Here is a 25,692-nt window from a genome sequence, read left to right on the forward strand (position 1 = left end):
TACTGGCATGCGACTATCCTACATATGAATTAATTTAAATCATCTAAAGATGGTGCTAGGTGAGGGAGTGCCAGAGCCATTAGCATAATAAACAATGTAGTCAAAAGGTACGGCTCCACCTGAAACAGAAGAATTTATGTTTTTTATACTACTAGCAAGGTTCTTAGGCGTATTTATAACTCCGGCAGATACAGCTGGAAAGGCAACCGAATTCCAACTTGAAGCAGCGAAAGAAGAACAATTTGTAAGTTCAGACCATCTATCAAAACCAATTATATGAGAGTTCAGTACATTTAGATTGCTTTGTGTAATGTTTACTTTTGCTGACACCCGATTACTGTAAAAATTCTGGGTCTTAATCATGTAACTTTCAAGATTGTACCAAAGTCCGGTGTGTTCAGCTTTATTTCCCCATGTTCCTAATGATAAAGTTTTACCGGGGGCTACATTGAACTTCCCGACAACTATAGTGCTACTCGAGATGTTAGAAACTGTAATAAAAGCATGATTACCTAGATTCAATGAATGTCCTGAGCTTTGCGTTGGTTTTGACGTCGTTGGATCTGCAAAAATTCGTACAGCAGCTACTGAACTAGCTAAAGTCGACATACCAGGCCCATTTTTCTGTTGTACGGAAATTTCATTGTCGTTAACCAAAGCTTCCTCAAACTCTCTAGTGTCTACAAGAACAGGTTCTGTAGCTTGTTCAAAAGACTTGTTAAAGTTTTGAGTTATGTCATTCGAAACTAGATCTTCTTCAGAGCCATAATCTTCATAATATTTCAAAGCATATTTAAGAAGGTAGGTATCTAGTACTTCCTTTTCTGTTTTGGAAAGGTCTTTCACAATTTGATTGTAGTTTTCCTGAATATAAAGAATATTCTCTTCATAACTAGAGTTTCGATTTTCCTTGTAAATCAAATCTTCTATTTTTTCAAAAGTTTTTTGTCATTCTCGTTATCTAAAGTATTACTGTATATGTCCTGAGCTTCTGTTTCCTGTAAGCCTGTAAGAATAACATAATCATTGAGAATGCGATCGAAGGCTTCTCCATCATAAACATTTTTTTCAGCAGCCGAACTAGTAAAGGGGATAGATACAACCATTAACACAGCCAAAAGTAACACTAAAAGAATTTTTTTGAACATAATTACTCCTTTTTTTTACTTTTTTGTATTAATTTACACTTTAAAACATATTGATTAAACAGTAAAGTTATTTTCAATATTTAATACTTAAATTACATTCGCAATATTATAAAGGCTTCTTTTCTTAGAAAAGTTTGTTGGAATTATAAAATTTTCAAATTAATTTTTAAGTTATACGTTTTTTCAAAAAATAATATTTTTATTTTTTCTTTATATTAGCACTTTGCATCCATCTAAGCCCTTGCTATATAACGGTTTTCCGATCATAAAAAAAGGACTTCGCCCCGAGGCACAAGCAACGCGCGAAGGCTTCTTCGCGCGTTGCTCGCAGCCCCTTTGGAGAACATCGACACGTTCACGGCTTTAGGGGGCAGACTCCAATTTGACCTTCGTTTCCGTTATTAGTGTGGACTTTGGTTGGACTCTCCGCCTCATTGTTTTCGGCGTTAAGCCGTGTTTTTGCTGAAGTAACTCGTAAAAATCTTACCCAGCCGTTGTTTGAATATCTTGTGGCTCAGTGCTACGAAGCGGGAAGCCTGGACGGCACCCATGTCGCCATCGACAGTGCAGCCGTTCATGTCTATGAGAAAAAAGAACCCAAGCGAAAAAGCGAACTCACCGGCGATGCTGCACCGAGAAAGTCAGGGCTAGAAGGAACTCTACAACAAGCAAACCAGTGTAGAACGCTGTAATTCTCGAATAAAAACCTATTTAAACGCAGACCAATTGCATGTTTGGGGCATTCAAAAAGTCACGACTTACCAAAATTCGAATGCAATTGTGCTGCTTTCTGCTACGTTGGCTGTAACGAAACAACGAGTCACAAACACCTCTTAAATTTTAAGCTTTCCAGAATTCTGCTTGTCTGTCCTTTTTTTGTCTTGCTCGCTCAACATCTCTATTCAGCTTGAGATCCAATCTTTTTTTTCTGGAACATGAATTATACAAAATGCTCATGTAAGTGAAAGCAATAAATAAAATCGATCTTATAGCATTTTGCAATGTGCGAAATAGAATGATCTTAGGTAATCATAAAGGTTCCCGCCATCCATTATGGTAGTCGGTATTATGGGTTGAAGAAGCCTGATTTCGCACAGGACTTATGACCTGACCATGCGTTTAAAGCGCTACAGGACCAAAAAGTTACAAAGGATTACTTATCATAAGTGTGGAATGGGTACCGCAATCGGTATGATATTCAAAAGTATTTTGAAACCAATCTAGTACCATAACCGCTTAAAAGGCAGTAGGTATTCTACTTAGAACATCACGCAAAGGAGCTTTTCGGAATCAGCATGATCCCTATGTCTCTCTTCCCAAAACAAAGACCCTGCCGCAAATCGCGACAAGGTCTAGTCATAGCTAACGATTAAGTTCCTGCTTATTTTTCAAGCGTCAGTTCCAACTGGACGTTAATGTCATTTTCTGTGCTCAGTACAACGGAGTGCGGATTCGCCAGACCGAAGTCTTCGAAGGTTACGACCGTCGTGCCCGACAGCAGCAATTTCCCGTCTTGGTACGAAGCTTTCGCGTCAAATGTTACCGGCTTTTCGATGCCTTTGAGCGTCAGCGTTCCGTCCAGGGTAAAGTCGTACACTTCGCCGTCCGTCCATTCCTGCGGCAGACCTTCAAACGCGGTTGCCGTGAACGTCGCTTGCGGGTATTGGCTCATTTGGAAATAGTCATCGGCTTTGATATGCTCATCGCGCTGCGCGTTGCCCGAGTCGATGGCATCGATCTCGATCGCGCCGCTGCCTTTCATTTGCGCCGCGTCGGCTACGTTGACATCCCACGTTCCGCTAACTTGATCGTCGACAAAGTTAACGGTCTCTTGCGAAGTCGTGACGGAGAAATACACTTTGGACGCGTCCGCGATATTCCAGGTTCCGTTCAGATCTTCCGCGGCTACTGCCGCACCTGTACCAGCCGCTTCGGTCGTCGTGCCCGAGGTCGATTCCGTATTCGCCGCCGCTTGCGTAGGAAGCACGCTTTCGATTTCCACGTTGTTACCCAAGTAATTGGTCATAAACGCATAAGTAGCGCCGCCGCCGATCACCACGACCGCCGCCGCGGCAATAATCCAATTTCTCGCTTTTTTATTCATGATTTTCTCCTCCTGTGAATCTGTTTTTCGGTATCATACCAGCCTAATGTGTCGAGAACATGTCAAAAGGCTTCTTTCAAAAATTTGTTCTCGAAATCGTTGCAATTGACCTAAAAACTCTTGTCCTGCGCCGTTTTGTTTGTAGAATAGAAGCCAAGGACGCATACAGCCCGGGAGTCCAACATGACAAACGGGACGCTCCGAAGGGAGGAAACGGTCGTGACGACGATTTTAATTATTGAAGACCAGGAAGCGATCGCTCGCGTGCTCGCTGCTTATTTGAAAAAAGCCGGCTTCGGCGTTGAACGCGTATCCGACGGCCGATTGGCTATGCATACGTTCGAGGAAACGCAGCCTGCGCTCGTCCTGCTCGACATTATGCTGCCCGGCCTCGACGGCTGGGAATTGCTTGCGGAAATTCGCAAACGCGGGTCATGCCCGGTCATTATGCTCACGGCGCTCGGGGATATCGATTATCGACTGAATGGGCTGAACGGCGGTGCCGATGATTATATGACCAAACCGTTTGTTCCTGAAGAGGTCGTCGCGAGGGTCAATGCCGTGCTGCGTAGAAGGCCCGTATATAGCGGAGCCGACGCCTGTAAAAGTTTCGGGGGTCTATTGATCGACTCCAATGCCCAGCGCGTATCGCTCAATGGCGCCGAAGTTCCGCTCACGCCGAGGGATCTATCGCTGCTGATGTTCTTGTCCGAGCATCCGAACCGCATGTTTACCAGGGAGCAATTGATCGAGCATGTATGGGGAATGGATTATGAAGGAAGCGATCGCGCGGTCGACTTGTCGATTAAAAGACTGCGTCAAGCGTTATCGCATTGGCCGCCGGATAACGGCGAGATTCGCACTTTACGAGGAACGGGGTATCAATTTTGGATCGCGGAATGAATCATCTCGGCAAAACGCCCCGGCAGCGCAAGGATAAAAAACCGCGTAACCGCAGGGCAACTTCCATACTCACTTATTGGACGCTGCGCTACTTTCTGATTTTGTTCGCAGCCTTGGCAATCATTGCGGGCGGCGCTCTGTACGGCATACGCGAGACCGCCATGGAAAATCGCTCGCGCACGGCGGCCATGCTCGGACAAGAAGTAGCCGATCGGGTGAAAAACAGCGACGGCACCGTACACATTCCGGATAATTTGAACGCTATTTTGGACGAGCGCATGGGTTTGTTCAACATGAATCTGGACGTCTGCCTATTGGTCGCCGATCCGGCAGGTAACGCTTTATTTACAAGACCGCAGATGACCGAACAGCAAGTTGAGGAGAAGCTTGATCCGAATCCGCGCTCGGGCGAGCCGGAATACCAACTGGTTCGAACGCCGATTATGGAAAACGGCGAAGAAATCGGCGGCGTGTATATCAGTCAATTCCGCAAAACCCCCGCTTACGGCTCGCATGAACTGCTGGTATTCGCAGGTCTTTTCAGCGTAATCGCCTTATCCGGCTGGTTCACCATTTATTTGCTTTCCCGTAAATTATCCCGTCCGATCCGCCGCGTGGCGGAAAGCGCAAGACAAATTCGTAACGGTAACTATGATGTTGAACTAGAGGTCAAGACTGGCGAACGCGAGCTGCTTGAGCTGGTTGATTCGTTCCGCGGCATGGCAGGGCGTCTGCGCCAACTTGAAGAATGGCGAGAACTTTCCCTGGCAGGCGTGACGCACGAATTGAAAACGCCGGTCACTTCGATCAAGGGACTCGTGATGGCTGTCCGGGACGATGTGGTAATCGGCGAAGAAGCCAAAGAATTCCTAGACATCGCCCTTCAGGAGTCGAACCGCATGGAACGGATGGTCGCCGATCTGTTGGATTACAATGCTTTTTCTTCCGGAAATGTCGAGGTACGCCGAGATCGACTCGATCTCAAACTGCTCGTCTCGGAAATCGTCTATCAATGGAAACTTCCGCATGAGTGCGACTCGATCGAAATCGACTACGCTTTTCCTGACGAAATGGTCTATACCACGGGCGATGCGCTCCGTATCCAGCAAATTGTCGTCAATCTGCTCAACAACGGCATGCAGGCGGCACATCCTGATCGCCCGCTGCGTCTGCATATCGCGATCAGCGAATCCGACGGTCGGATTGACGTGGAGGTCGCGGATAACGGTGCGGGCATTGAAGAGTCGGACCGCGATTATATCTTTGATCGATTCTTCCGCAGCGAAAAGAAAAAGCGACAAACGCGCGGGCTCGGCCTTGGCTTGACCTATAGCCGATTACTGGCACGAGCGCAAGGCGGAGAACTTCAATTACGTTCAAGCGGTCCCTCGGGAACTACCTTTTCGCTCCAACTGCCTATGTAGGACATAAAACCTATTATTTTGCGAAAAATGTTCGATTATTATACGGCTAACGCATACTATAAGATAAAAAACGACCTGATCACAGAATCAGGTCGTTTTTTTTATTAATCATGGATTTATCCCGCATAAATTAGAATAAACCAGGCCTTTCTTCGACATTTCTTATCTCTTTTTGTGTCGAATACGTGAAAAAAGAAGTTTTGTAGGTCTTGTGAACTGAGTCTAAAGGTAGTATTATGGGTCTACAACCTACTGACCACATAATCCGAATGAGGTGATCCAGATGACCCTTTTGGTCGATTATTGCCCAAAGTGCGGAACGATTTTCCAAAAGAACGCCAGAAACTTATGCTCCTCTTGCAGCAGCCAGATGGACAATCATCTGAACCGCTGTATGGATCATCTGTGGATGCGCCCGCGCAGCACGACTAAAGAACTAGCCGAAGCAACCGGTGTATCGCTGACCGAACTTCATACTTTTATCAAATCCGGACGTTTGTCCTCTTCTTCTTATTCGAATCTTACTTATCCTTGCGAGTCCTGCGGCCATGATACGCGCAGCGGCCGACTGTGCGGTTCCTGCATGGGCGTGTTCCGCGAAGCGGGAAAATCTCAACCGGATCCAAAAGTTCCTGCGCGTCAGCTCATCGTCAAGACAACGACAAAGATGATGTATACTTCTCGCCATCGTTAAACGGCAACCTGAACATGAGCTTCTATCCCTAGTATTCAACCCGACTCTTATGGAGTCGGGTTTTGTTTGTTTAAACATCGGCACGAAACAAAGCGGACCCCGTCTCCTTTTTCAAACAAAGGAGCGAGCCCGCTTCATGAACAGTTTTAATCCTGGTCACCCAAGGTCAAGTCTGTACGATCTAAACTCAAACGGCTTCGATCGACGACACTTTTTCTTTATCCTTTTTCGTTTCCGTCTCAAAATAACTCTTCAACAGCTCATACGAGCGAACACGCTTGGCAAAATCTCGGATCGGACTCGTGATGATTAACTCCTCTACTCCGCCGCGCTCAGCAGCCTCGCGAAGACGACGTCCTACACTGGCGGCCGAGCCTTTAATCAACGGTGACGGCACATGCTCGATCCGGTATTCCTCGCCCGACTGCTTGCCGAATTCCTCCGCCCGCTCCCGGTCGCCGATCGTGATTTTGCGTCCGCCGGCAAGAATCGTCCGGAACAAATCACTTTCGACCGCGATACCTTCCGCCTCCTCGTCGGTATCGGCCGCTGCGGCGGATACGGACAAGATCGACTCCGGCCGAGAACCCTCCACGGATACGAATTTTTCCCGATAACGCCGCAATGCGGTTTCCGCTTGATCCAGGTCCCCATTGATGAACAAGGAGAATACATACGGAAGACCCAACTCGGCTGCGAGGTCCGCGCTATCGGAACTTGCACCAAGTACGTAAAGACGAGCCGGCTGCTCAGGTAAGGGTTCCGCGCGAAGTCCTTCCAACGGATCTCCTTCACCCGGGTCGATCCCATGCAGATAGTTGCGCAGTTCTTCGAGTTTACCCGAGAGCGAAGCATCCTCCTCCGGAGCTCCTTTGCGCAATGCCAGCGTGGACCGCGGCAAGCCGCCCGGCGCACGGCCTACGCCCAAGTCCAGGCGATTGGGCTCCAGGTTCGCCAACACGTTGAAGCTTTCGGCGACTTTGTACGGGCTGTAGTGCTGAAGCATAACGCCTCCCGAGCCTATCCGAATTCGTTCCGTCGACGCGAGCAGATAGGCGATGAGCACCTCCGGCGACGACCCCGCAACCGAACGGGAATCATGATGCTCGGATACCCAGAAACGATGATAACCCAGTGCTTCCGCACGACGCGCCAATTCTACCGTATAACGCAAAGCCCGCTCGGGCGTATCGCCTTCAAAAAGCGGGGATTGGTCCAAAATGCTCAGCTTCATGCTCTCTCCTCTTTCCTTTGCCCTGTTAAATGAATAGTTAAGCGATGTCTTTACAGCTAAGCACGTACGCCCGGTAGTTCGGCAGGAACGCTTTTCCGTCTGGCAAGTTCAAGCTTCAGTTCGGATAGTGAACGTTCGAGGCGCGATTGCGTCTCCGCAGACAGGATATAACCCCCTTCGGGACGTCGCTCGATTTCCCGATCCACGCTGTAGACACCGCCGAGAATATTGCGTGCGGCGAGTGCGTTTAACACCGGTTTGAGCGAGTAGTCGATTGACAGCAGATGCGCGATCGTTCCGCCGACGAAAATCGGAAGCACGGGTTTGTCGCGCAATCCCTCTTGAGGAATCAAATCGAGGAAGGTCTTCAGCACCCCGGAATAGGAAGCCTTGTACACCGGGCTGGCGAAGACGATCGCGTCCGCCTCTTCGACTTTGCGCAGCGCTTCGCGAATCTCGACCCCTGCAAAGTTGGCAGTGACAAGGTCGGCAGGCGGAAGCTCGACGATATGCAGCAATTCGCCGACCAATCCCTCTTCGGCCAATCTTCCTTGCAAATATTGAACCGGACCATAGAGTCGGGATGACAGGCTGGGGCTCCCGGAAATGATTAGAATTTTTTGCGTCATGGCTAATTCCTCCTCGGGTAAACGGGATTTCTGATAAGATCGTCGATCCTTTACAACGGGTAATGGCAAGCTGCCTCATGCCGAGCGCCGACGGTCGCAAATGCCGGCTCGACATTGCGGCATAGATCAGTCGCCATCGGGCAGCGGGTATGGAAACGGCAGCCGGGCGGCGGATTTGTCGGAGACGGAATCTCGCCTTGAACAGAGATCGATTCAGGCGTCGCGGGCGACATGCCCGGAATCGATGACAACAGCGCCCGCGTGTAAGGGTGCGCCGGACGGCGGAATAATTCTTCGCTCGGCGCGGTCTCGACCAGCTTGCCCAGGTACATGACGCCGATCCGGTCAGAGATATGGCGGACCACTTGCAGACCGTGCGCGATAAAGACTGAAGTCAATCCCAGCTGCTGCTGCAAATCCTGAAGCAAGTTCACGATCTGCGCTTGCACCGAGACATCGAGAGCGGATACGGCTTCGTCGGCCAAAATGAACTTGGGATTAACGGCAATCGCTCGGGCGATTCCGATCCGCTGCCGCTGTCCGCCCGAAAATTCATGCGGGTAGCGATTCTGCCAGGATGCTTTCAGTCCTACCTGTTCAAGAAGCTCGCTCACCCGATCAAGTCGCTGGGCCTGATTGAGTTCGGTGTGCACGCTTAGCGGTTCAGCGATGATTTCGCCGATGCTCCAGCGCGGATCAACCGTCCCGTACGGGTCTTGGTGAATGATTTGCAGATCGCGGCGCGACTCGCGCCAATGCGTTTTGTCTTTGATCGACAACTCGTCTCCCCGATACAACACGCGACCGCCGGTTTGCGGCTCAAGCTGAAGCAGCAATCGACCGAGCGTGGACTTGCCGCTGCCCGATTCGCCGACAAGACCGAAGGTCTCGCCTTCGGCAATCGACAGCGATACGCCGTCTACCGCGCGAAGATTGCGCTTGGCACGCCCCCAACCGCCGCCGAGCGGATAATGTTTTTTCAGGTGTTCGGCTTGAAGGAGAGGATGCGAGCCCGAAAGGCTTTCTTCTTTGACCGGAGCTTCATGAATACTTGATATCGATTGGCGGGAAGCTGCCGGATGAAGCATACCCGATGGCGGCGCATCAGGCACCGGCGACAAATGCCGTGCAGGCGTTAATTCCGCATGTGTCGCGGCTGCGACGGCAGCGGCTTCATCCGCGTGCCAGCAAGCAGCCGACCGGTTATTGTCCTTCTCGCTAAGCGGCGGAACGGATTCTCGGCACTTGTCCGTCGCAAAAGCGCAGCGCGGGTGGAATCGGCATCCTTCCGGCATCTCCGCAAGCCCCGGCGGCGAGCCTTCGATCGCGCGCAGTCGTTCGCCTCTTCGGCTGTCGAGCGTAGCGATCGAATTCAATAGGCCAATCGTATACGGATGACGCGGACTGCCGAGCACGTCGGTCGCCGGTCCCTGCTCGGCCACCCGTCCGGCATACAAGACGACAATTCGATCCGCCATCTGAGCCGCTACGCCAAGATCATGCGTAATCAACAAAATGGACATATTCAGACTGCTTTTCAACTCGTTCAGCAGTTCCAATATTTGAGCCTGGATCGTGACGTCAAGAGCGGTCGTCGGCTCGTCCGCAATCAGCAGCTCGGGACCGCCGGATAAGGCCATCGCGATCATCGCCCGTTGCAGCATGCCGCCGGACAGTTCGCCCGCCACCTGCTTCATCCGCAGCTCAGGCTCGGGAATGCCGACACGGCGAAGCAGCTCGACGCCTTCTTTCCAGAACGTCGACTTCTTGCCGCGCCGGTGCGCTTGCATCGTCTCGACGATCTGGCTTCCGATGGTAAACACCGGATCGAACGCGGCCATCGGCTCCTGGAAGATCATCGCGACACGCCGCCCCCGCAGGTCGCGCATAACGCTTTGCGGCAGTGACTCAATGGGAGTATCGCCAAGGGTAATGCTGCCGCCTGCTATGCTTCCGTTCTCGTAATCGGTCAGGCGCATGATCGCTTTGGAAGCGATGGTCTTGCCGCTGCCCGATTCGCCAACGAGACAGACGGTCTCACCGGGGGCAATGTCGAATGAAATTTCCGATACCGCCGTGAGTATGCCCCTCGGCGTATGCACGTCGATCGTCAGGTCTTTGACTTCAAGCAGTGGCTGTGTCATGCTGCGAAATCTCCTTTCTGTATGACGCTTTTCTTTGACGACGGATTTCTTCTCACGTCCGTCCTTTGCGTTTCGGATCGACGGCATCGCGCCAGCGGTCGCCGATCAGATTGATAGACAAAACGAACAACGTGATCGCTAAGCCCGGGAATGTGCAGATCCACCAGGCCACGGTCAGATAGCCGCGTCCCTGCGACAGCAGCGCTCCCCAATCCGGAATTTCTTTCAATACGCCGAGTCCGAGGAAGCTCAGTCCCGCTCCGGCCAAAATCGACGAACCCAGACCCAATGTCGCCATAACGAGCAGCGGCGCGGCCGAGTTGGGAAGGACATGCTTGGTCAGGATAAACGACGGCTTGGCTCCGATCGCGCGGGAGGCGAATACGTAACCCCTTCCGCGAATGGCCATGATCTGCCCTCTCATCACCCGCGCATACCCCGGTACGGAAGAGATCGCGATCGCCAGTACGATATTGCGCAAGCCCGGTCCCAATGCCGCGGCGATCGTCAGTGCAAGCAGAATGCCCGGCACGGTCAGCAGCACGTCCATCACGCGCATGATGACGGTGTCCAGCTTGCCGCCGACATAACCCGCGATAGAGCCGAGCGCTGCGCCGATCAACACGCCGACAATGACCGAGCTGGCTCCGATGAGCAGTGAATCCTTTGTCCCGTGAACGATCAGGCTGAACACGTCCCGACCGAAATAATCGGTGCCGAACAGGTGAGCCGCCGAAGGCGCCTGCAAGATCGCGGCCGTGTTCATGTCGGTCGGCGAATACGGGGCAATCCAGGACGGGAACAATGCGCACAAGACGAGGAACACGATCGCGATCCCGGCCAGACCGATCGGAATGTCGGATGAAGCCAAGCGCAGTCTTTTTCCGCTTCTGATCGCATTTTCCGCTTGACCCAAGCCTGTACGTCCCCGCCATGCGCCGCGTCTTGCCGCTCCTGCCGAAGTCTTCATGTTCTCGCCCCTTTCCGTCTGATTCTCGGATCGATCGCCGCATACGACAGATCGACCAGCAGATTGATGCCTACATACACGATTGCGGTGAAAAAGACGATGCCCTGCACGACCGGAAGGTCTTTGGCCATGATCGCATCGGCCAGAATCCGTCCGATGCCTTGCCGGGAAAAGACCGTCTCGATGATGACCGTTCCCGCCAACATGTCGCCGATCTGCATGCCGATCAAAGTAACGGCCGGGATCAGCGCGTTGCGCAGCACATGCTTGATCTGAATCAGTCGTTCGCGCAGCCCTTTGGCCCGAAGCGTCGTGACGAACGGCTCGTTCAGCACGTCGAGCATACTGCCGCGCACCATCCGCACGATGGAACCCGCTCCGACAAAACCTAACGCAAGCGCAGGCAGAATCAACGTTTCGAAGCCGTCCGATCCCATCGCGGGCAGCCATTTTAGCTGAACCGAGAAAATCAATATCAGCAGAATGCCCGACCAGAACGTCGGCATCGAGATGCCGAACAGTCCGACGATGCGGGCCGACAGGTCAATGATGCCGCCTTTGCGCACGGCAGACAGCACGCCCAGCGTAACGCCGACGACGATCGCGACCAGAGCGCTGGCCGCCGTCAGCAGAAGCGTCGAAGGAACTTGATGCAGAATCTTCGGCAGGACCGGTTCGGAGCCGACCAGCGAACGTCCGAAATCTCCCGTCAGCATATCGCCGAAGTACGCAAGCAGCCGTTCATGGAACGGTCGGTTCAGCCCTAACTGCTCCCGCAGATTTTCGATTACTTCGGGACTCACGGTCGTCGGGTCGACCATCGAGAGCACCGGATCGCCGGGCAGCAGGTAGAAGATGCAGAATACGAGCGCCAACGATCCGACGATCACGAGAAGCGAGCTGAATAACCGGGAGCCGATTGCCTGGAGCATGACGATTGCCTCCTTTCGTTTCCTTTTCGAGTAAGCTTATTTGCTCAAATACACGTCGTTGAAGATCGGGTAGCCGAACGGATCGAAGGTCAGACCCTGTACCGATTTTGCGGCGGCAACCGTGTACGGGAAAACGTAGATCGGCAGAATGAGCGCTTGGTCGCTGATGTACCGCTGCACTTTTTTATATAACTCTGTCCGCTTGGCCTCATCCTTCTCGACGCCCGCTTCTTCCAGCCACTTGTCCACTTCGGGATCGGACAATCCGTTCAGGGTGCGGCGTTCGCTTTCTTTGGTCGAGTGATAGAAAGCGGACAGCGCGTTCGGATCGGAGTTGACTTGGCTGTTGCCGTACAGATCGTAATCCCAGTTCTGATACACGGCGGTCGCGATATCCTGCGTGATTTCGACTTCCGTTTCGACGCCGATCGCTTTGAGCTGTTCGCGGATCATGGCGGCGATATCGTTGCGTTTCTCGCGGTTCGGCGAACCGTCGACGTAGTGGAGCGTCAATCGTTGGCCTTCTTTTTCACGAATGCCGTCCGCGCCTTTCACCCAACCCAACTCATCGAGCAGCGCGTTGGCTTTTTCCAGATTCGGGGCGATTTTTCCTTCCAGCGATTCGTCGTAACCCAGGATGCCCGGCGTCAGCGACGACCAAGCGCGTTCATACGTGCCCAAATAGAGCGTTTTGACGATCGTATCGACATCAACGGCCGACTGCACGGCTTGACGGGCTTTCAGCTCGTCCCAAGGCTTTTTCTCAAGGTTGAAAAAGAGCGTGTACGGCAGGCCGATCGTGTTCGTTTTGAATAGTTGAGCGTTCGGATCACTTTCCAAGGCTACGATATTTTGAGGCGGGACGGTCTCCGCGGCCAACACTTGTCCGCTCTGAACGCCGCCGATCCGCGTCGCTTCCTCAGGCACGATCTTGAACGTCAAACGGTCGAGATAAGCGGCTCCGGTATTTTTCGCTTCACCGCTGCCCCAAGCGTAGTCCGGGTTGCGTTCCAGCACGATCTCTGCGTTTTCCGACCAGCTCAGGAATTTGAACGGCCCCGTTCCGATCGGATTTTTGCCGAAATCTTCGCCTTTTTCTTTGGCCGCCGTAGGGGATACTATGCTCAACATGCCTTGGCTCAAGTTGCCGAGGAACGCCTGCGACGCCGTTTCCAGATTCAGCTTGATCGTATATTCATCCACGACCTCCGAAGATTTGTAGGGACGAAGCAGCGCAAGCGCATTGGCCGCCTTCGTCTCCGGGTCAATGATGCTGTCGAAGTTGTATTTGACCGCTTCCGCATTGAACGGCGTGCCGTCTTGGAATTTGACGCCTTCTTTCAGTTTGAGCGTATAGCTCAAGCCGTCGTCCGATTGTTCCCACTCCGTCGCCAGCGACGGGCCGAGCGAACCGTCCGCGTTGCGTACGAGCAGCGTGTCGTACAAAGCGCCGAATACCCGAACCGACACGGCCAAGCCGCTTCGGCGAGGGTCCAGCGTATCCGGCGAAGTGGCCAGCGCATATGTAAACTCTCCGCCCTGCACGGGTGCGGAAGCTGTTGCAGTGCCGCTTCCGGATGCCGCTTGAGCTGTTGCCGCGCTGTTCGATGACGAGCCGCAGCCCGCCAACACCGTCGTTAATGCGAGCGCGAATGCTCCGAATGCGTAAGCAGGTTTGAATCTTCTTTTCATCGAAAAACCCCCTTTTAATGGTTCGCTTCATCTTCAACCCCTCCGGGCAAGAAGATGAAGCACACCCGCGATAAGCGATAAGTTTTTAAGCAATAAATTTTTAAGAAAGACCCGAAGCGGATTTCCGCTCCGGCCTTCGTTATTTTACGGAATTGCAATCAGTTAGCCGTCGCGCTTTCGACCGAATTGGCAGTCGAAGATTGTCCACGACGCTGTGACGTATACCGGTTTTCCGGAATCGGCACGCCCAGGTTGCCGCGTAGCGTATCGGTTTCGTAATCAAGGCGATACAGTCCGCGTTCTTGCAGAATCGGCACCACTTGATCGACGAAATTGCGCAGTCCGCTCGGAATGTCCGTATGGATAATGAAACCGTCCGCGCCTTCCGCTTCAAACCATTCTTGGATACGATCCGCTACATCTTCCGCCGTACCGATAAAGGTTGTTTTCGGCGTTGCCGAGCGAAGAGCCACTTGACGCAATGTCAGTCCTTGTTCTTTGGCATCGCGCTTGATCTTGTCCGTGCCGCTCTTGAACGCGTTACTGCCGAGATCGCCGAGATCCGGGAATGCTTCGTCCAACGGGTATTGGGAGAAGTCGTGGTGATCGAAGAAGCGGCCGAGGTACTCCAGCGCCTTTTCGATCGTGACCAGCGAAGCGATCTCTTCATAACGGGCTTCGGCTTCTTCGCGGGTACGGCCCACGATCGGATTGATACCCGGCAGAATCGCGACGTCTTGCGGCTGACGGCCGTTGGCTGCGGCGCGCTGCTTCACGTCTTTATAAAAGGCCTGTGCGTCTTCAAGATGCTCATGTCCGGTGAATACGGCATCCGCGGAGCGAGCCGCCAAGCTCTTGCCGTCTTCGGACGAACCCGCTTGGAACACGACCGGTTGTCCTTGCGGCGAACGGTCGATATTCAGAGGACCTTCAACGGAGAAGTATTCGCCTTTGTGATCCAGACGGTGCAGCTTCTCCGGATCGAAGAAGACGCCCGATTCCTTGTCGCGTACGAACGCATCGTCTTCCCACGAATCCCACAGGCCGCGAACGACTTCCAGATGCTCTTCGGCAATCTTGTAACGGTCGGCGTGCGCCGGATGGTTACGGATGTTGTGGTTGCGTGCCGTGCCTTCGAGCGGTGAAGTAACGACGTTCCAACCTGCACGTCCGCCGCTGATCTTGTCGAGCGACGCGAATTGACGGGCAACCGTGAAAGGTTCGCTATATGAGGTAGAGAGCGTTCCGACCAAACCGATCTTGCTGGTCACGGCAGCGAGCGCGGACAAAATGGTCAGCGGCTCGAAACGGTTCAGGAAGTGAGGAATCGACTTTTCGTTGATATAAAGACCGTCGGCGATAAACAGCAAATCGAACTTGCCTTCTTCTGCGGTCTGCGCCTGACGTTTGTAGAAATCGAAATTGACGCTGGCGTCGCTCAGGACTTCCGGGTGTCTCCAACCTGTCACGCTTCCGCCTACTCCGTGAATAATTGCACCGAATTTCAAGCTCCGTGTATTCGTCATTCTCTCTCCGCCTCTCTTTTTCTCAAAATGAATTCTTTTAATTCCGATGGTTTTTGTATGCTTTCGGGTTGAGAAGAAGCTTACCACTCTCCCGGTTAAAGGGTCAATCGTTTGGTTTATAGACATTTTCTATACGCTTATAGAAGAAAATGATGTGACGTTTATCGTTGCGGAAAAATATAGAAACAAGTTGTCGAGAGAGTCGTTTTGGTGCGGGAAGCGAGAAGACTGCGAGAGAAATTCGTTCCGGTCGCGTGTTGAAATCGGGAAAACAGATTGAATTTTTAGTGGAATTTTCCCGATTTCAAAGGCGAACACTTTCGTTCCTACACTGAATTTCTCTCTCCGTCTTCTCGCTTCCAGTTACGGTAGGCTTGATCGGCACATTGTGGCTTTCTGCGAAAGCTTTTAATTCAATGATTTTTTTGATTTCTTCTATCTTCCGGCTAAGTTAGACTTTTTCAACATGTTAAGAAACCTGCTGTCTTCTATAAGTCGGAGCTTAGAAGACAGCAGGTTTCTATGGGTTTTTTTCGATTAATTTACTTCACAAGAGCAGTATTTCCCTACATTTAAAAACTGCTATTGCGATTAGCGTATTTCGGAAGATCGGCATCTTCTTTCACTTTGAAAAAGCTAGTCATATTATCGCTTCGCGCGAAGGATGCCCAGGCTGCCGCTCGGAGCGAACAATCGCTCGGTGTGCGCGGTCACTTCCGGGTCCTGAACAAGCGGCGGAGCTTGGTGCGGTTTGATGCGTGCGTCAATGATGACGTTGTCGCAGCCCCAATGCTTGTGCTTGTGCGTCGCCCCGACGCCGTGGATATCGTGCGACGGGTTGCTGCGGGTAAAGCCTGCCCACAGGAAGTTGTCGAAGGAAGCGCCCATGAACTCGGTATCGTCGCAGAGGACGATCATCGGGCAATCTTGGAGCGGCCCTTGCGCTTCGATCGCTTTTGCGAGAGTTTCCATTTCCGTTTCGACCGAATCGTAGTCGGTGAAAGCCGGTGCCTGAAGCAGCGCCACGCCGGGCATGGCCATTACCGGTTTGCCGAAGCCTTTCGGCAGGTAGTCCAATGCGGCAGGAACCTCTGCAGCCAGTTTGCGGATCGGCTTGCCTACAGCGGCGAAAATCACTTTGCTCCCGCTGTTCAGTCCCGTACCCGAATAATCCAGCGTGTCGATTGTCGTATTGGTCTGGAAATGCAAGTCGCGCCGTAAATCGATCCGTTCCAGAATATGCGCGAACAGGGCTTGAATATCATGCGCATTTACCGGAACGTCGTCCTCGGCCGTAATGAACAGATACTTGGCAAGACTGAGCTGACCCGTGCCCAAAATCCGGTTGGCAATGGTCAAAATTTCCGCGGGACGCTTGACCGGTTGGTAAGGCGTATAACGTTCGCTGCCTACGGCCAAAAGCAGCGGATGCACGCCTGCGGCGTCAACCGCATGTACTTCCTTCACGCCCGGAATCTCCTGCTTGACCGCGCCGCCCGTCAGTTCGTGGATCAGCGCGCCGAACGCCGTATCCTCCTGAGGAGGACGGCCGACGACCGTGAACGGGTAAACGGCATTTTTTTTCGCATAGACTTTATGCACGCGCATCATCGGGAATTCATGCACCAAGCTGTAATAGCCGAGGTGGTCGCCGAAAGGCCCTTCCGGCTTGGTCTCGTCGGGATAAATCTCGCCCGTGATGACGAAATCGGCGTCATGGCTGACGCAATAGCCGTCCACGTAGCTGTAACGGAAATGTCGACCCGACAGCAAGCCGGCGAAAGTCAGCTCGCTGAGTCCTTCGGGCAGCGGCATGACGGCAGACAACGTGTGCGCCGGAGGACCGCCGATAAAGCAGCTGACTTTGAGCGGCTGTCCTCGTTTGGCGGCCTTCGATTGATGGACGCCGATGCCTCGATGGATCTGGTAATGCACGCCGATCTCCCGGTCCTGCTCGTAGTCGTTGCCGCTGAGTTGAATCCGGTACATGCCCAAGTTGGCGTTCATCACGCCCGGCTTGTCGGGATCTTCGCTATATACCTGAGGCAGCGTGACGAACGCACCTCCGTCGTTCGGCCAGCTTTTGATCATCGGCAGATCGGAAATGCGGACTTCTTCGAAATCGGCCGGAAGGCCGCTCTTTTTGATCGGCAGCGCTTTGCGCGCGGCAAAACCGGTTCCCGCGTAGCGATGAGGTTGCTTCAGCGCTTTCATCGGCTCGTTGCGCAGAGCGATGACTTCCTGCGTTGATTCCCAAGTATCGCGGAAGATGTATTTGCTGCGCTCAATCGTGCCGAACAAGTTGGAAACGGCGCCGTATTTCGAGCCTTTTACGTTTTCGAAAAACAAAGCGGGGCCGCCCGATTCGAACGCTCTCAAGTGGATGGCGGCCATCTCCAGATTCGGGTCGACCTCTTCCGTGATGCGGATCAAGTGTCCGGCGTTTTCAAGATCGGTGATGCATTCTTGCATGCTGCGATATGTCATGGATATAAGGCTCCTATTCGGGAATATCGTGATGGTTTTATTTTACCTTACCCCGGAGTTGGATGCCAAATTCTTGCGCGGGTGGTGGCGCTGCGGGAGAAATTATAAGCCTATGCTTCCGAAGTGCATTTTTTCGAAATGCTTCACAAGTCGCCTTTCACTGAATTTCTCCCTCCGCTGGTTCGTATTATATTCATATTAACTTTTTATTAATATCGTAGGATCTATATTGCTTTGAAAACATGTTTTGACTAAAATAATAGCAAAATCGTGTAATTCAAAGGTGATTGTATTGAATATGAAACTTGAAGTTTTTTCGGATTTGTCCGAACGGTTGAATTATAATCTGCCGGACTTTCCTCTTTATGCGCGAAAAGGTTCGCTGCGTCATTTCGATCGTTACGCCGCCGCCTATCACTGGCATCCGGATGTCGAGTTCATCTTGATCTTGGACGGTTCCATGGAGTACTTCGTCAACGGGCAAACGATCTCTCTTTCGAAAGGCGAAGGGATCTTCGTAAACAGCAAACGGCTGCATTACGGTTTTTCTGCCGCGCAGACGGATTGCACATTTCTGGTCGTCGTGATTCATCCCTCGCTGCTCGGCGGAGGAACGCTTGCCGGGAAAGCTTATTTCGAACAAAAATTCGGCTCTGCGACAGAGCATTTTTTACTGCTGCAACCTGAGGTCGGGTGGCAGCAAGAAGTATTGGATTCGATCCGGGCCGTATACGAAGACATGCATGACGGCAGCGAGAATTTGTTTCGTCGGATGTCTCAAGCCGCAAACTTGTGTGCCCTCGTCTCCGATCATATTCAGTCTGCGCCTCAGCAGGACAATGACGAGCACGCTTGGATGCTGATCCGCGCCATGACCCGCCATATTCATCAGAATCATGAAAAAAAATTGACAATCGACGAGATCGCGAGTGCCGGTTCCGTCTGCCGAAGCACATGCTGTTCATTGTTCAAAAAACATCTCGGCCAAACGCCCAACAATTACTTGATCCAATACCGGATTCAAAAAAGCTGCGAAATGCTGAAAGAAACGGAACGATCCGTCGGAGAAATCGCCTTGGCCAGCGGTTTTCAGACGTCCAGTTACTTCTCGTCGGTGTTTCGTAAACATATGGGCTTTTCCCCGCAGCATTTCCGCCAAACGGTTGAAGCGGTCAAGTAACCTTCGATGTCCTTGTAACCTCAAAAAAGCGGAAACGATTTCTCGTTCCCGCTTCACTCCCTCTATTCTTCTTCCTCGAACCGCTTCATGAATCTTTTTTCCTGAGTTTCGGCAATACGCTGAACGCGTTTGGAATACGATACTTTTTTGACGACCACATAAATCAAAATCAATAGCACGGCTGCAAAAGTTAATTGCACGACCATAAATCCCCCTCCTAAAGCAATCAAATCGTCTATGTTCAGGATAGGGGATCTGCAATTTCGTTTCTTCCAAAATCGGTTATATGTTTATCAATATCGGACAAGAAAGACAACCGGCACTTTCGAATTCCGCACATAAAAAGGCTGCCTAATGCGCATACATGCGAGCTGGGCAGCCTTTTTCCTCTCTTGTTAGGGTTCAATAATTTCGCAATCGGCCAGAATATCCGGCTTATAACGCATACTGTCTTCTTCCGTGATCGCGCGAATCGTTTTGCAAGGAACGCCCGCAGCGAACGAATGGGCAGGGATATCCCGGGTCACGACGCTTCCTGCTCCGATGACGCAACCGTCCCCGATCGTAACGCCGCCGCAAATGGTCACGCCCGCCGATACCCACACGTCATTTCCGATGACCACTGGTTTTGCGTAGCAGAGCGAAGCCGGATTGCCGTGTCGGTCCAACATCTGCCTGCGTTCCGAAGCGATAAACGGATGCACAGGCGTCGCGATGGTCACGTTCGGCCCGAAGCTTACATTGCTGCCGATCGTCACTTTCGCATCGTCCTGTACGGTCAAATTGTAGTTTGCGAAAAAACGCTCTCCGATTTCCGTATGAACGCCATAGTGGAAAAAGATCGGCCCCTGCATAAAAGACCCTTTTCCCAAACGGCCCAGCAGCTGATCCAGCAGCTCCGCTCTGGTTTCCGTTTCGTCTTCGAACGTCTGGCTGTACCGTTGGCTGAGCTTATGCGAACGAAGCTTAATTTCTCTAAGCTCGACATTGCCCGGCGAAAACAAAATGCCTTGATGAATACGTTCTTGTTCCGTCATATCTGACCTCCTCAAATCCGCGAACGAATAGGCAGACGCGATATCACGCTTGCCCGCTTCCGATTTGTTAAAGATTACAACTCCAGTCTACTCGTTACCCCTCCATCTCGTCAAAACGCTGATCCTTGTCATAATATTCCCGATCCCGATCCGTAATTTCGCGCAGAACGCGACACGGGCTTCATTCTCTTTTCCGATTTCGGTAGGATTGCCCTAAATATAGAGGTTTGATCCGGCAAGCTGCTACCAAAATCGGATATGCTCTTAGCAAAATCGTGCACGCCTTTTATTCGGTCCTAAGAACCAATTTAGTTGTCTTGACCTATTTTAGTATCTTGAATTGCGAAAAAAATGTAGAATTATGTTACGCATCTTCAGTAAACGTGCTTGAAGCCGATATAAAAGGAGATGTAGAGAAAAATATTCGAGAGGCAGGAGAAAAAGAATGGCTCAACCATACAGTATCCAAACCAACCAAACTGCGAAAAAGGTAGACATGAAAGTAAGCGGTACGTTTACCCCTCAGGACTATCAAAACTTCGTACGCGATTATGCTAAAATGGCTTCCTCGATCGATGCAAAAACCTTCACGCTTGAAGTCGATTGCCGCGATATGGACCTGCTTGCGACAGAAGAAGTCGAAAAGCTGAAAGGTTCGTTTGCAAGCTATAAAGAAACCGGATTCGAAAAAGTCGTCTTCATCATCAGTACGTCGCAAACTATTATCAAAATGCAATTGGCACGCGTGGCACGCGAAGCGGGTCTGAGCAACCACGAAGTCATCACGAAATAATCGATATCACGCATAATCTTTTAGGCTCCGGCCCGGATTTACTTGTTCCGGGCCGGAGCCTTATTTCCCGTAAGCATGTCTTGACACCTATTGCAATACATCGTCGATCTACATTTAGAGATAAAAGGAGAAAACCGCATGAGTCGTATTCACATTGCTGCTGTTGATATTTACCACCCGGAAAACGCCGTCGGCAACGAATTTTACTTTGATCATTTCGACCGCAGAAACAATGATATCCGGCGTTTCATGGAACACATGGGCAGAGAATCCCGTTATGTGATCGACAATGACGACGAGAACGGCCTGACGATGGGCATTGAAGCTGCGAAAAAAGTATTGGCGAAAGCCGGCCTGCAAGGATCGGATATCGATATGATCGTCTTTTCGACACAGGTTCCCGAGACGACCTTCCCGGTCAATGCGCTGTATATTCATGCCGCGATCGGTGCCGATTCCTATGCAATGGTGCTCGACTCCAACGCGAACTGTGCAGGCATGGTCGTCGCTGTCGATCATGCCAGCCGCTATATGCTAACCAGCCCGGAGATCCGCCGCGCCCTGATCGTCGGGTCGGACTACAATACGCTGGTTAGCGATCCGGAGAGTGCCGTTACCTATGCCAACTACGGCGACGCGGCAGCGGCAGTGATTTTGGAGCGCAGCGAAGCGGAAGGCGGTTTTATCGATTCTATTTATCATACGGATCCCGTCAACCGCGACTTTATTCGTTATCCGGCAGAAGGATTGGCCAAGACGGTCAAGCACGGTTCGGATGCAAAAGGGATTTTGTGGCTGCCGTTTGAAGCGCATGCCGCTATGCCGCCGACCTTCGCAATGTTCGAGAAGCTGCTTGGACGCAACGGCTTGACGCCGCAGGAGATCGGCAGCTACTGCTTGTCGCAATTCTCGTTGGAAAATGTGTTGAAAATTCAGCGTCAATATGGACTAAGCGACGAGCAGATGGTGTATGTGGGCGACCGCTTCGGGTATACAGGGACGAGCAGTCCGTTTATTGCGCTGCATGAAGCCGTCGAGACCGGTCGCGTGAAGCGCGGGGATCACGTGTTGTTCTGGTCGATCGGGTCGGGATTTCAGCTTGTTGCGATGTTGTTCCGGTATTGAGCGGATTCGGCCGGGGGTGTGCTGTGTTTAGGCGGCTGCGGGGAGTGTTCGTTTCGGTCGCGTGTTGAACTTGAGAAGCGGATTTTAATTTTTAGCGGAAGCTTCTCAAGTTCAAAGGCGAACGCTTATAGCATAGGCTTCCGAAGTGCATTTCTTCGAAATGCTTTGGCTCCTTCACTGAAACTTTCCCCTCCGCCTGGTGTGGCGCGTTGGGGGCTGAATTCCTCAATTTTTGTGGTTAGGGTAAAAAGGTTAAAGATAGAAATAAAAAGACCGTGGTTCGCATCGGATGCGAATCACGGTCTTTGTTGTTAAGGGATTCAGGAAACCTTACGTACTTGCAAGTTATTATGTGACTCCGGTGCAATTGCTATTCAATCAATGCATACAAAATTTAACGACCGCCCATGAAAGAAGAGATATCGACGTTCAGGGATTGGGCCAGGCGCATGCCGTATTCGCGGTCGGCGCGGATGAAGTTGCAGATCGCGCGGAGCTTGGTGTCTTCGTCCACCGCGTTCAGGTCGTTTACGATATTGGCAATCAGATTGTCACGCTGCTCGGCAGTATACGAACGGTATTGGGCGCCGGCTTGGGAAAAGTCGTCGGTTTTGAAAATCTTTTGGCGGGTCACATGGCCTTCGAGAGCCGGTTCGGATTCGCGGTAGTCGGGATCTTCGGCCGGGCTTTCGTTGTATCCGTTCGGCTCATAGTTGACTTTGGGCGAAGCGGGATGCATGTTCATGGCTCCGTCTTGTTGATGGTTGCGGACAGGTGCGTAAGGGCAGTTGATCGGCAGCTGCAGATAGTTGGCGCCCAAACGGTAACGTTGGGTGTCCGGGTAAGAGAACAGGCGGCCTTGGAGGAGCTTGTCCTCCGACGGCTCGATGCCCGGTACCAGCGCGCTTGGCGAGAAAGCCGCTTGCTCGACTTCGTTGAAGAAGTTTTGCGGATTTCGGTTCAACGTCATCGTACCCACGACATGGAACGGGAATTGTTCTTCCGGCCAATCTTTCGTGGGATCGAGCGGGTCGAATTCGTAATCGTCGATATTTTCCGGTTGAATCATCTGAACTTTAAGCGTCCATTCCGGGAAGTCGCCCTCTTCGATCCGGTCGAACAGGTCGCGCGTCGCGTGGCTGAAGTCGTCGCCTTGCATTTCGCGGGCTTCGGCTGCGCTCAACGTGCGAACGCCCTGTTTGGATTCCCACTTGTATTTCACGTAAACGACTTTTCCTTCCGCATTTACCCATTTGAAGGCATGTACGCTGAAGCCGTCCATTTCACGATAATTCGCGGGCGTGCCGTGATCGGAGAACAGCCAGGTCATCATATGCGTGGACTCCGGCGTACGCGTCATGAAGTCCCAGTACCGCGAAGGCTCCTGACGGTTCGACTGCGGGTCGGGCTTGAGCGAATGCACCATGTCCGGAAATTTGATCGCGTCGCGGATAAAGAATACCGGGAGATGGTTGCCTACGATATCGTAGTTGCCTTCCTGCGTATAAAATTTAACGGCGAAGCCGCGCGGATCGCGTGCGGTTTCCGGCGAACCGGTTCCGTGGATGACCGTCGAGAACCGGACAAACACCGGCGTTTCCAATCCGGCCTCGCCCAGAAAAGCGGCGCGCGTATGTTTGGCCATGCTGTGTTCCGTTTTGAATACGCCGTGAGCGCCTGCTCCGCGCGCATGCACGACCCGCTCCGGAATGCGCTCGCGGTCGAAGTGCGCAAGCTTTTCCAACAGGTGATAATCTTCCAACAATGCGGGCCCTCGGCGGCCTGCCGTTCTCGAATTCTGGTTATCGCCTACCGGCGCTCCCTGGTTGGTCGTCAGTCTCGAATCGTTCATATGAATGATCTTCCTTTCCGGATTGAAGATGGATGTCTGAATATCAATCATTTAGAATTGGTTTTAGACCTTTTCTAAATTTATAATTGAATTCTACCATCCTTCCGGGCAGGCGATCATGAGGAGAACATAAGCGTTTGGTGAAGATCGGGTGAAGGCGAAGCCGGAAAAAGTCCGGACTTCGCGCTGGATGCGTTAGCTTTTTTCGCTTTTGGAGTCGAGCGTGATCAACATGATGCAGCGTGTTCAAAACCCCGAGCAAGCAGACTCTAATCGGCCAGGCGATACCCGACGCCTCGCACCGTCGCGACGTAGAGCGGCTGGCCGGCACTGTCTCCCAGCTTTTTGCGCAGACTTTTCACATGCACGTCCACGACGTTGCTGCCGCCGAAATACTGCGTGCCCCAAATCCGGTTCAGCATATCTTCGCGCGTCTGCACGGTGCCTTGTCCTTCGATCAATTGCAGCAGAAGCTCGTATTCGGTCTTCGTCAGATCAATGCGCGCACCGCCCCGATATACCGTCATGCGACGGCGATCGATACGCAAGTCTTTGAAAATCAATTGATCGCGTATTCCATCGAGATCAGCCGCCGATTCGGCATCCGGTGTACGGAATGCGCCTGTTCGCAGGATACGGCGAACATGATGCAAGCCTTCCTGCGGCCTTGCAGGCCAAACCAACAGCTCCTCGTGAGCTCCGATCGATCCGTCGCTGCAGAGCATGCGCTCATCCACCAGGAATAACGTCGGGATCGCTGCATGTACCGGATGCATGTTTTCACGGAATGCGCCGACCGGATCTTCGTCCTGCGAACCGCTGACGTCGAAGATCAGCAGATCGGCCTGCATGGCTCCCGCTTCGGAATGTTCCCAGCGGTGGAAGACCAGCACGTCGAAGCAGGCCTCCATCAGCGTCCGCATCAGTTCGTGCATGCGTCCGGGAAAAGGGCTGACCATAATGATCCGCCGCGTCATTTCGCAAACCTCCGGCATCGGAGCTTGCATCTCCAGTACCGTCATTTCTTGCGCTTGCTTCTGCATTCGGCGCACACTCCTTCCACAACGATATGAGCGCCTTCCACCTCGTATCCGGTTTCTTCGGCTACCCGGGCCAACCATTCTTCGGGAATCGCGGTCGTCACTTCATCCACTTTTCCGCATACTTCGCAAACGATATGCTGGTGGTCGTCCGTGCGCGCGTCGTAGCGGCTGGCCGTTTCTCCGAGTTTCAGCTCGCGAATCATGTCTTTATCCGTCAAATAACGCAGCGAATTATATACGGTTCCGTAAGCGAAGCTGTGGCCGCGCTCCACCAACCGGTTCATCACGTCGGCCGCCGTCGGATGATCGGCCGCATCGCGTACGATATCGTATACGGCTTGACGTTGGGTTGTTAAATTGATCGTTTTCATCAGGCATTCCCCATTTGGTTTGATTTTATGTGAACATACGGTTGAGTTTCATTCTCATTCATTTCAATTTAGAATAAGTATAAATCTATTTCGTAAAGGAATCAAGATACTGCGGAAAAATAGATAACTAGATGATCGCGCGTTGTATGCAGAAGTATGGGTAAGCCGTGCTTCTCGCTTAACATAAAAAAACGACTTTCCCGAAGGAAAGCCGTTTATCGATGATTCGATATTCTCGCTGCCGCTCAAATCGTCGAAGTCATCTTTCGGCGGTCTTAACGAACGTAATGCTGTACGTCCCGCCGCCTTTCACTTGAATAACCGATGAAACCTCTTACCGTTCGCCGAATCTTGTTGCTCTTCCGGCACTCTTGCCAAAACCGAACGATTTCGCTTACCGAAAC

23 protein-coding genes are annotated in these 25,692 nt (G+C 52.0%); 7 read left to right on the top strand and 16 right to left on the bottom strand.

The window, feature by feature from the left end; genetic code table 11:
* Positions 1–39 precede the first annotated feature (39 nt).
* Positions 40–921, bottom strand: a complete 882-nt coding sequence (locus tag HRQ63_RS04370; RefSeq protein WP_172239646.1) for a hypothetical protein — start codon at positions 919–921, stop codon at positions 40–42.
* Between the two features lie 5 nt (positions 922–926).
* On the bottom strand, positions 927–1,148 hold the full coding sequence (locus HRQ63_RS04375) for a hypothetical protein (protein WP_172239649.1): 222 nt from the start codon (positions 1,146–1,148) through the stop codon (positions 927–929).
* A gap of 434 nt (positions 1,149–1,582) precedes the next feature.
* Here HRQ63_RS04375 and HRQ63_RS25845 point away from each other — a divergent pair, with 434 nt between their 5' ends.
* Positions 1,583–1,840 (top strand): hypothetical protein, encoded by a 258-nt coding sequence (locus HRQ63_RS25845; protein ID WP_229714062.1) that lies wholly within the window; start codon positions 1,583–1,585, stop codon positions 1,838–1,840.
* 689 nt (positions 1,841–2,529) lie between these two features.
* On the opposite strand, the gene HRQ63_RS04385 is transcribed toward HRQ63_RS25845, so the two are convergent.
* Positions 2,530–3,252: a YceI family protein gene (locus HRQ63_RS04385; RefSeq protein WP_172239652.1), complete on the bottom strand. Its 723-nt coding sequence runs from the start codon at positions 3,250–3,252 to the stop codon at positions 2,530–2,532.
* 219 nt (positions 3,253–3,471) lie between these two features.
* Here HRQ63_RS04385 and HRQ63_RS04390 point away from each other — a divergent pair, with 219 nt between their 5' ends.
* The 3 genes from HRQ63_RS04390 to HRQ63_RS04400 all read left to right on the top strand — a co-directional run bounded on the left by HRQ63_RS04390 (position 3,472) and on the right by HRQ63_RS04400 (position 6,273).
* Positions 3,472–4,155: a response regulator transcription factor gene (locus HRQ63_RS04390; RefSeq protein WP_172239655.1), complete on the top strand. Its 684-nt coding sequence runs from the start codon at positions 3,472–3,474 to the stop codon at positions 4,153–4,155.
* Positions 4,140–5,579, top strand: a complete 1,440-nt coding sequence (locus HRQ63_RS04395; RefSeq protein ID WP_229714063.1) for a HAMP domain-containing sensor histidine kinase — start codon at positions 4,140–4,142, stop codon at positions 5,577–5,579. Before HRQ63_RS04390 ends, HRQ63_RS04395 begins: the two co-directional genes overlap by 16 nt.
* A 283-nt stretch (positions 5,580–5,862) precedes the next feature.
* Positions 5,863–6,273: a hypothetical protein gene (locus HRQ63_RS04400; RefSeq protein WP_172239658.1), complete on the top strand. Its 411-nt coding sequence runs from the start codon at positions 5,863–5,865 to the stop codon at positions 6,271–6,273.
* Positions 6,274–6,460: 187 nt separating this feature from the next.
* Here HRQ63_RS04400 and HRQ63_RS04405 read toward each other — a convergent pair whose 3' ends face one another.
* The 8 genes from HRQ63_RS04405 to HRQ63_RS04440 form a co-directional block, all read right to left on the bottom strand.
* The gene (locus tag HRQ63_RS04405) at positions 6,461–7,507 is read right to left on the bottom strand and encodes an LLM class flavin-dependent oxidoreductase (protein ID WP_172239661.1); all 1,047 of its coding nucleotides are present in this window, start codon (positions 7,505–7,507) and stop codon (positions 6,461–6,463) included.
* Positions 7,508–7,563: 56 nt separating this feature from the next.
* Positions 7,564–8,136 (bottom strand): NADPH-dependent FMN reductase, encoded by a 573-nt coding sequence (ssuE, locus tag HRQ63_RS04410; RefSeq protein WP_172239664.1) that lies wholly within the window; start codon positions 8,134–8,136, stop codon positions 7,564–7,566.
* A 50-nt stretch (positions 8,137–8,186) separates the two neighbouring features.
* Positions 8,187–10,280, bottom strand: a complete 2,094-nt coding sequence (locus HRQ63_RS04415; RefSeq protein ID WP_172239667.1) for a dipeptide ABC transporter ATP-binding protein — start codon at positions 10,278–10,280, stop codon at positions 8,187–8,189.
* A gap of 52 nt (positions 10,281–10,332) precedes the next feature.
* A complete protein-coding gene (locus HRQ63_RS04420; RefSeq protein WP_172239670.1) occupies positions 10,333–11,250 on the bottom strand; it encodes an ABC transporter permease in 918 nt (305 codons plus the stop codon).
* Positions 11,247–12,182, bottom strand: coding sequence for an ABC transporter permease (locus HRQ63_RS04425; protein ID WP_172239673.1), 936 nt, complete (start codon positions 12,180–12,182; stop codon positions 11,247–11,249). The genes HRQ63_RS04420 and HRQ63_RS04425 overlap by 4 nt, the downstream gene beginning before the upstream one ends.
* A gap of 36 nt (positions 12,183–12,218) precedes the next feature.
* Positions 12,219–13,874 (bottom strand): ABC transporter substrate-binding protein, encoded by a 1,656-nt coding sequence (locus HRQ63_RS04430; protein ID WP_172239676.1) that lies wholly within the window; start codon positions 13,872–13,874, stop codon positions 12,219–12,221.
* Between the two features lie 158 nt (positions 13,875–14,032).
* A complete protein-coding gene (locus HRQ63_RS04435) occupies positions 14,033–15,400 on the bottom strand; it encodes an LLM class flavin-dependent oxidoreductase (protein WP_172239679.1) in 1,368 nt (455 codons plus the stop codon).
* Positions 15,401–16,045: 645 nt separating this feature from the next.
* The gene (locus tag HRQ63_RS04440; protein WP_172239682.1) at positions 16,046–17,887 is read right to left on the bottom strand and encodes a UbiD family decarboxylase; all 1,842 of its coding nucleotides are present in this window, start codon (positions 17,885–17,887) and stop codon (positions 16,046–16,048) included.
* Between the two features lie 298 nt (positions 17,888–18,185).
* Between HRQ63_RS04440 and HRQ63_RS04445 the strand changes: the two genes are divergently transcribed.
* Positions 18,186–19,067 (top strand): AraC family transcriptional regulator, encoded by an 882-nt coding sequence (locus HRQ63_RS04445; RefSeq protein WP_172239685.1) that lies wholly within the window; start codon positions 18,186–18,188, stop codon positions 19,065–19,067.
* A gap of 62 nt (positions 19,068–19,129) precedes the next feature.
* Here HRQ63_RS04445 and HRQ63_RS04450 read toward each other — a convergent pair whose 3' ends face one another.
* Positions 19,130–19,273, bottom strand: coding sequence for a hypothetical protein (locus tag HRQ63_RS04450; protein WP_172239688.1), 144 nt, complete (start codon positions 19,271–19,273; stop codon positions 19,130–19,132).
* A gap of 189 nt (positions 19,274–19,462) precedes the next feature.
* Complete coding sequence (locus HRQ63_RS04455; protein ID WP_172239691.1) at positions 19,463–20,104, bottom strand: sugar O-acetyltransferase; 642 nt, start codon at positions 20,102–20,104, stop codon at positions 19,463–19,465.
* A 445-nt stretch (positions 20,105–20,549) separates the two neighbouring features.
* Here HRQ63_RS04455 and HRQ63_RS04460 point away from each other — a divergent pair, with 445 nt between their 5' ends.
* Together HRQ63_RS04460 and HRQ63_RS04465 are read left to right on the top strand one after the other, a co-directional pair.
* Entirely contained in the window at positions 20,550–20,897 is a 348-nt protein-coding gene (locus HRQ63_RS04460; protein ID WP_172239694.1) for a hypothetical protein, read from the top strand.
* A gap of 138 nt (positions 20,898–21,035) precedes the next feature.
* The gene (locus HRQ63_RS04465; protein WP_172239697.1) at positions 21,036–22,022 is read left to right on the top strand and encodes a 3-oxoacyl-ACP synthase III family protein; all 987 of its coding nucleotides are present in this window, start codon (positions 21,036–21,038) and stop codon (positions 22,020–22,022) included.
* A 394-nt stretch (positions 22,023–22,416) separates the two neighbouring features.
* Here HRQ63_RS04465 and HRQ63_RS04470 read toward each other — a convergent pair whose 3' ends face one another.
* The 3 genes from HRQ63_RS04470 to HRQ63_RS04480 form a co-directional block, all read right to left on the bottom strand.
* A complete protein-coding gene (locus HRQ63_RS04470) occupies positions 22,417–23,874 on the bottom strand; it encodes a catalase (RefSeq protein ID WP_172239700.1) in 1,458 nt (485 codons plus the stop codon).
* A gap of 269 nt (positions 23,875–24,143) precedes the next feature.
* Positions 24,144–24,917 (bottom strand): winged helix family transcriptional regulator, encoded by a 774-nt coding sequence (locus HRQ63_RS04475; protein WP_172239703.1) that lies wholly within the window; start codon positions 24,915–24,917, stop codon positions 24,144–24,146.
* Positions 24,893–25,288: a Fur family transcriptional regulator gene (locus HRQ63_RS04480; RefSeq protein ID WP_172239706.1), complete on the bottom strand. Its 396-nt coding sequence runs from the start codon at positions 25,286–25,288 to the stop codon at positions 24,893–24,895. Before HRQ63_RS04480 ends, HRQ63_RS04475 begins: the two co-directional genes overlap by 25 nt.
* Between the last annotated feature and the right edge of the window lie 404 nt (positions 25,289–25,692).

Source organism: Saccharibacillus endophyticus, assembly GCF_013185185.1.
Lineage (GTDB): Bacteria > Bacillota > Bacilli > Paenibacillales > Paenibacillaceae > Saccharibacillus > Saccharibacillus endophyticus.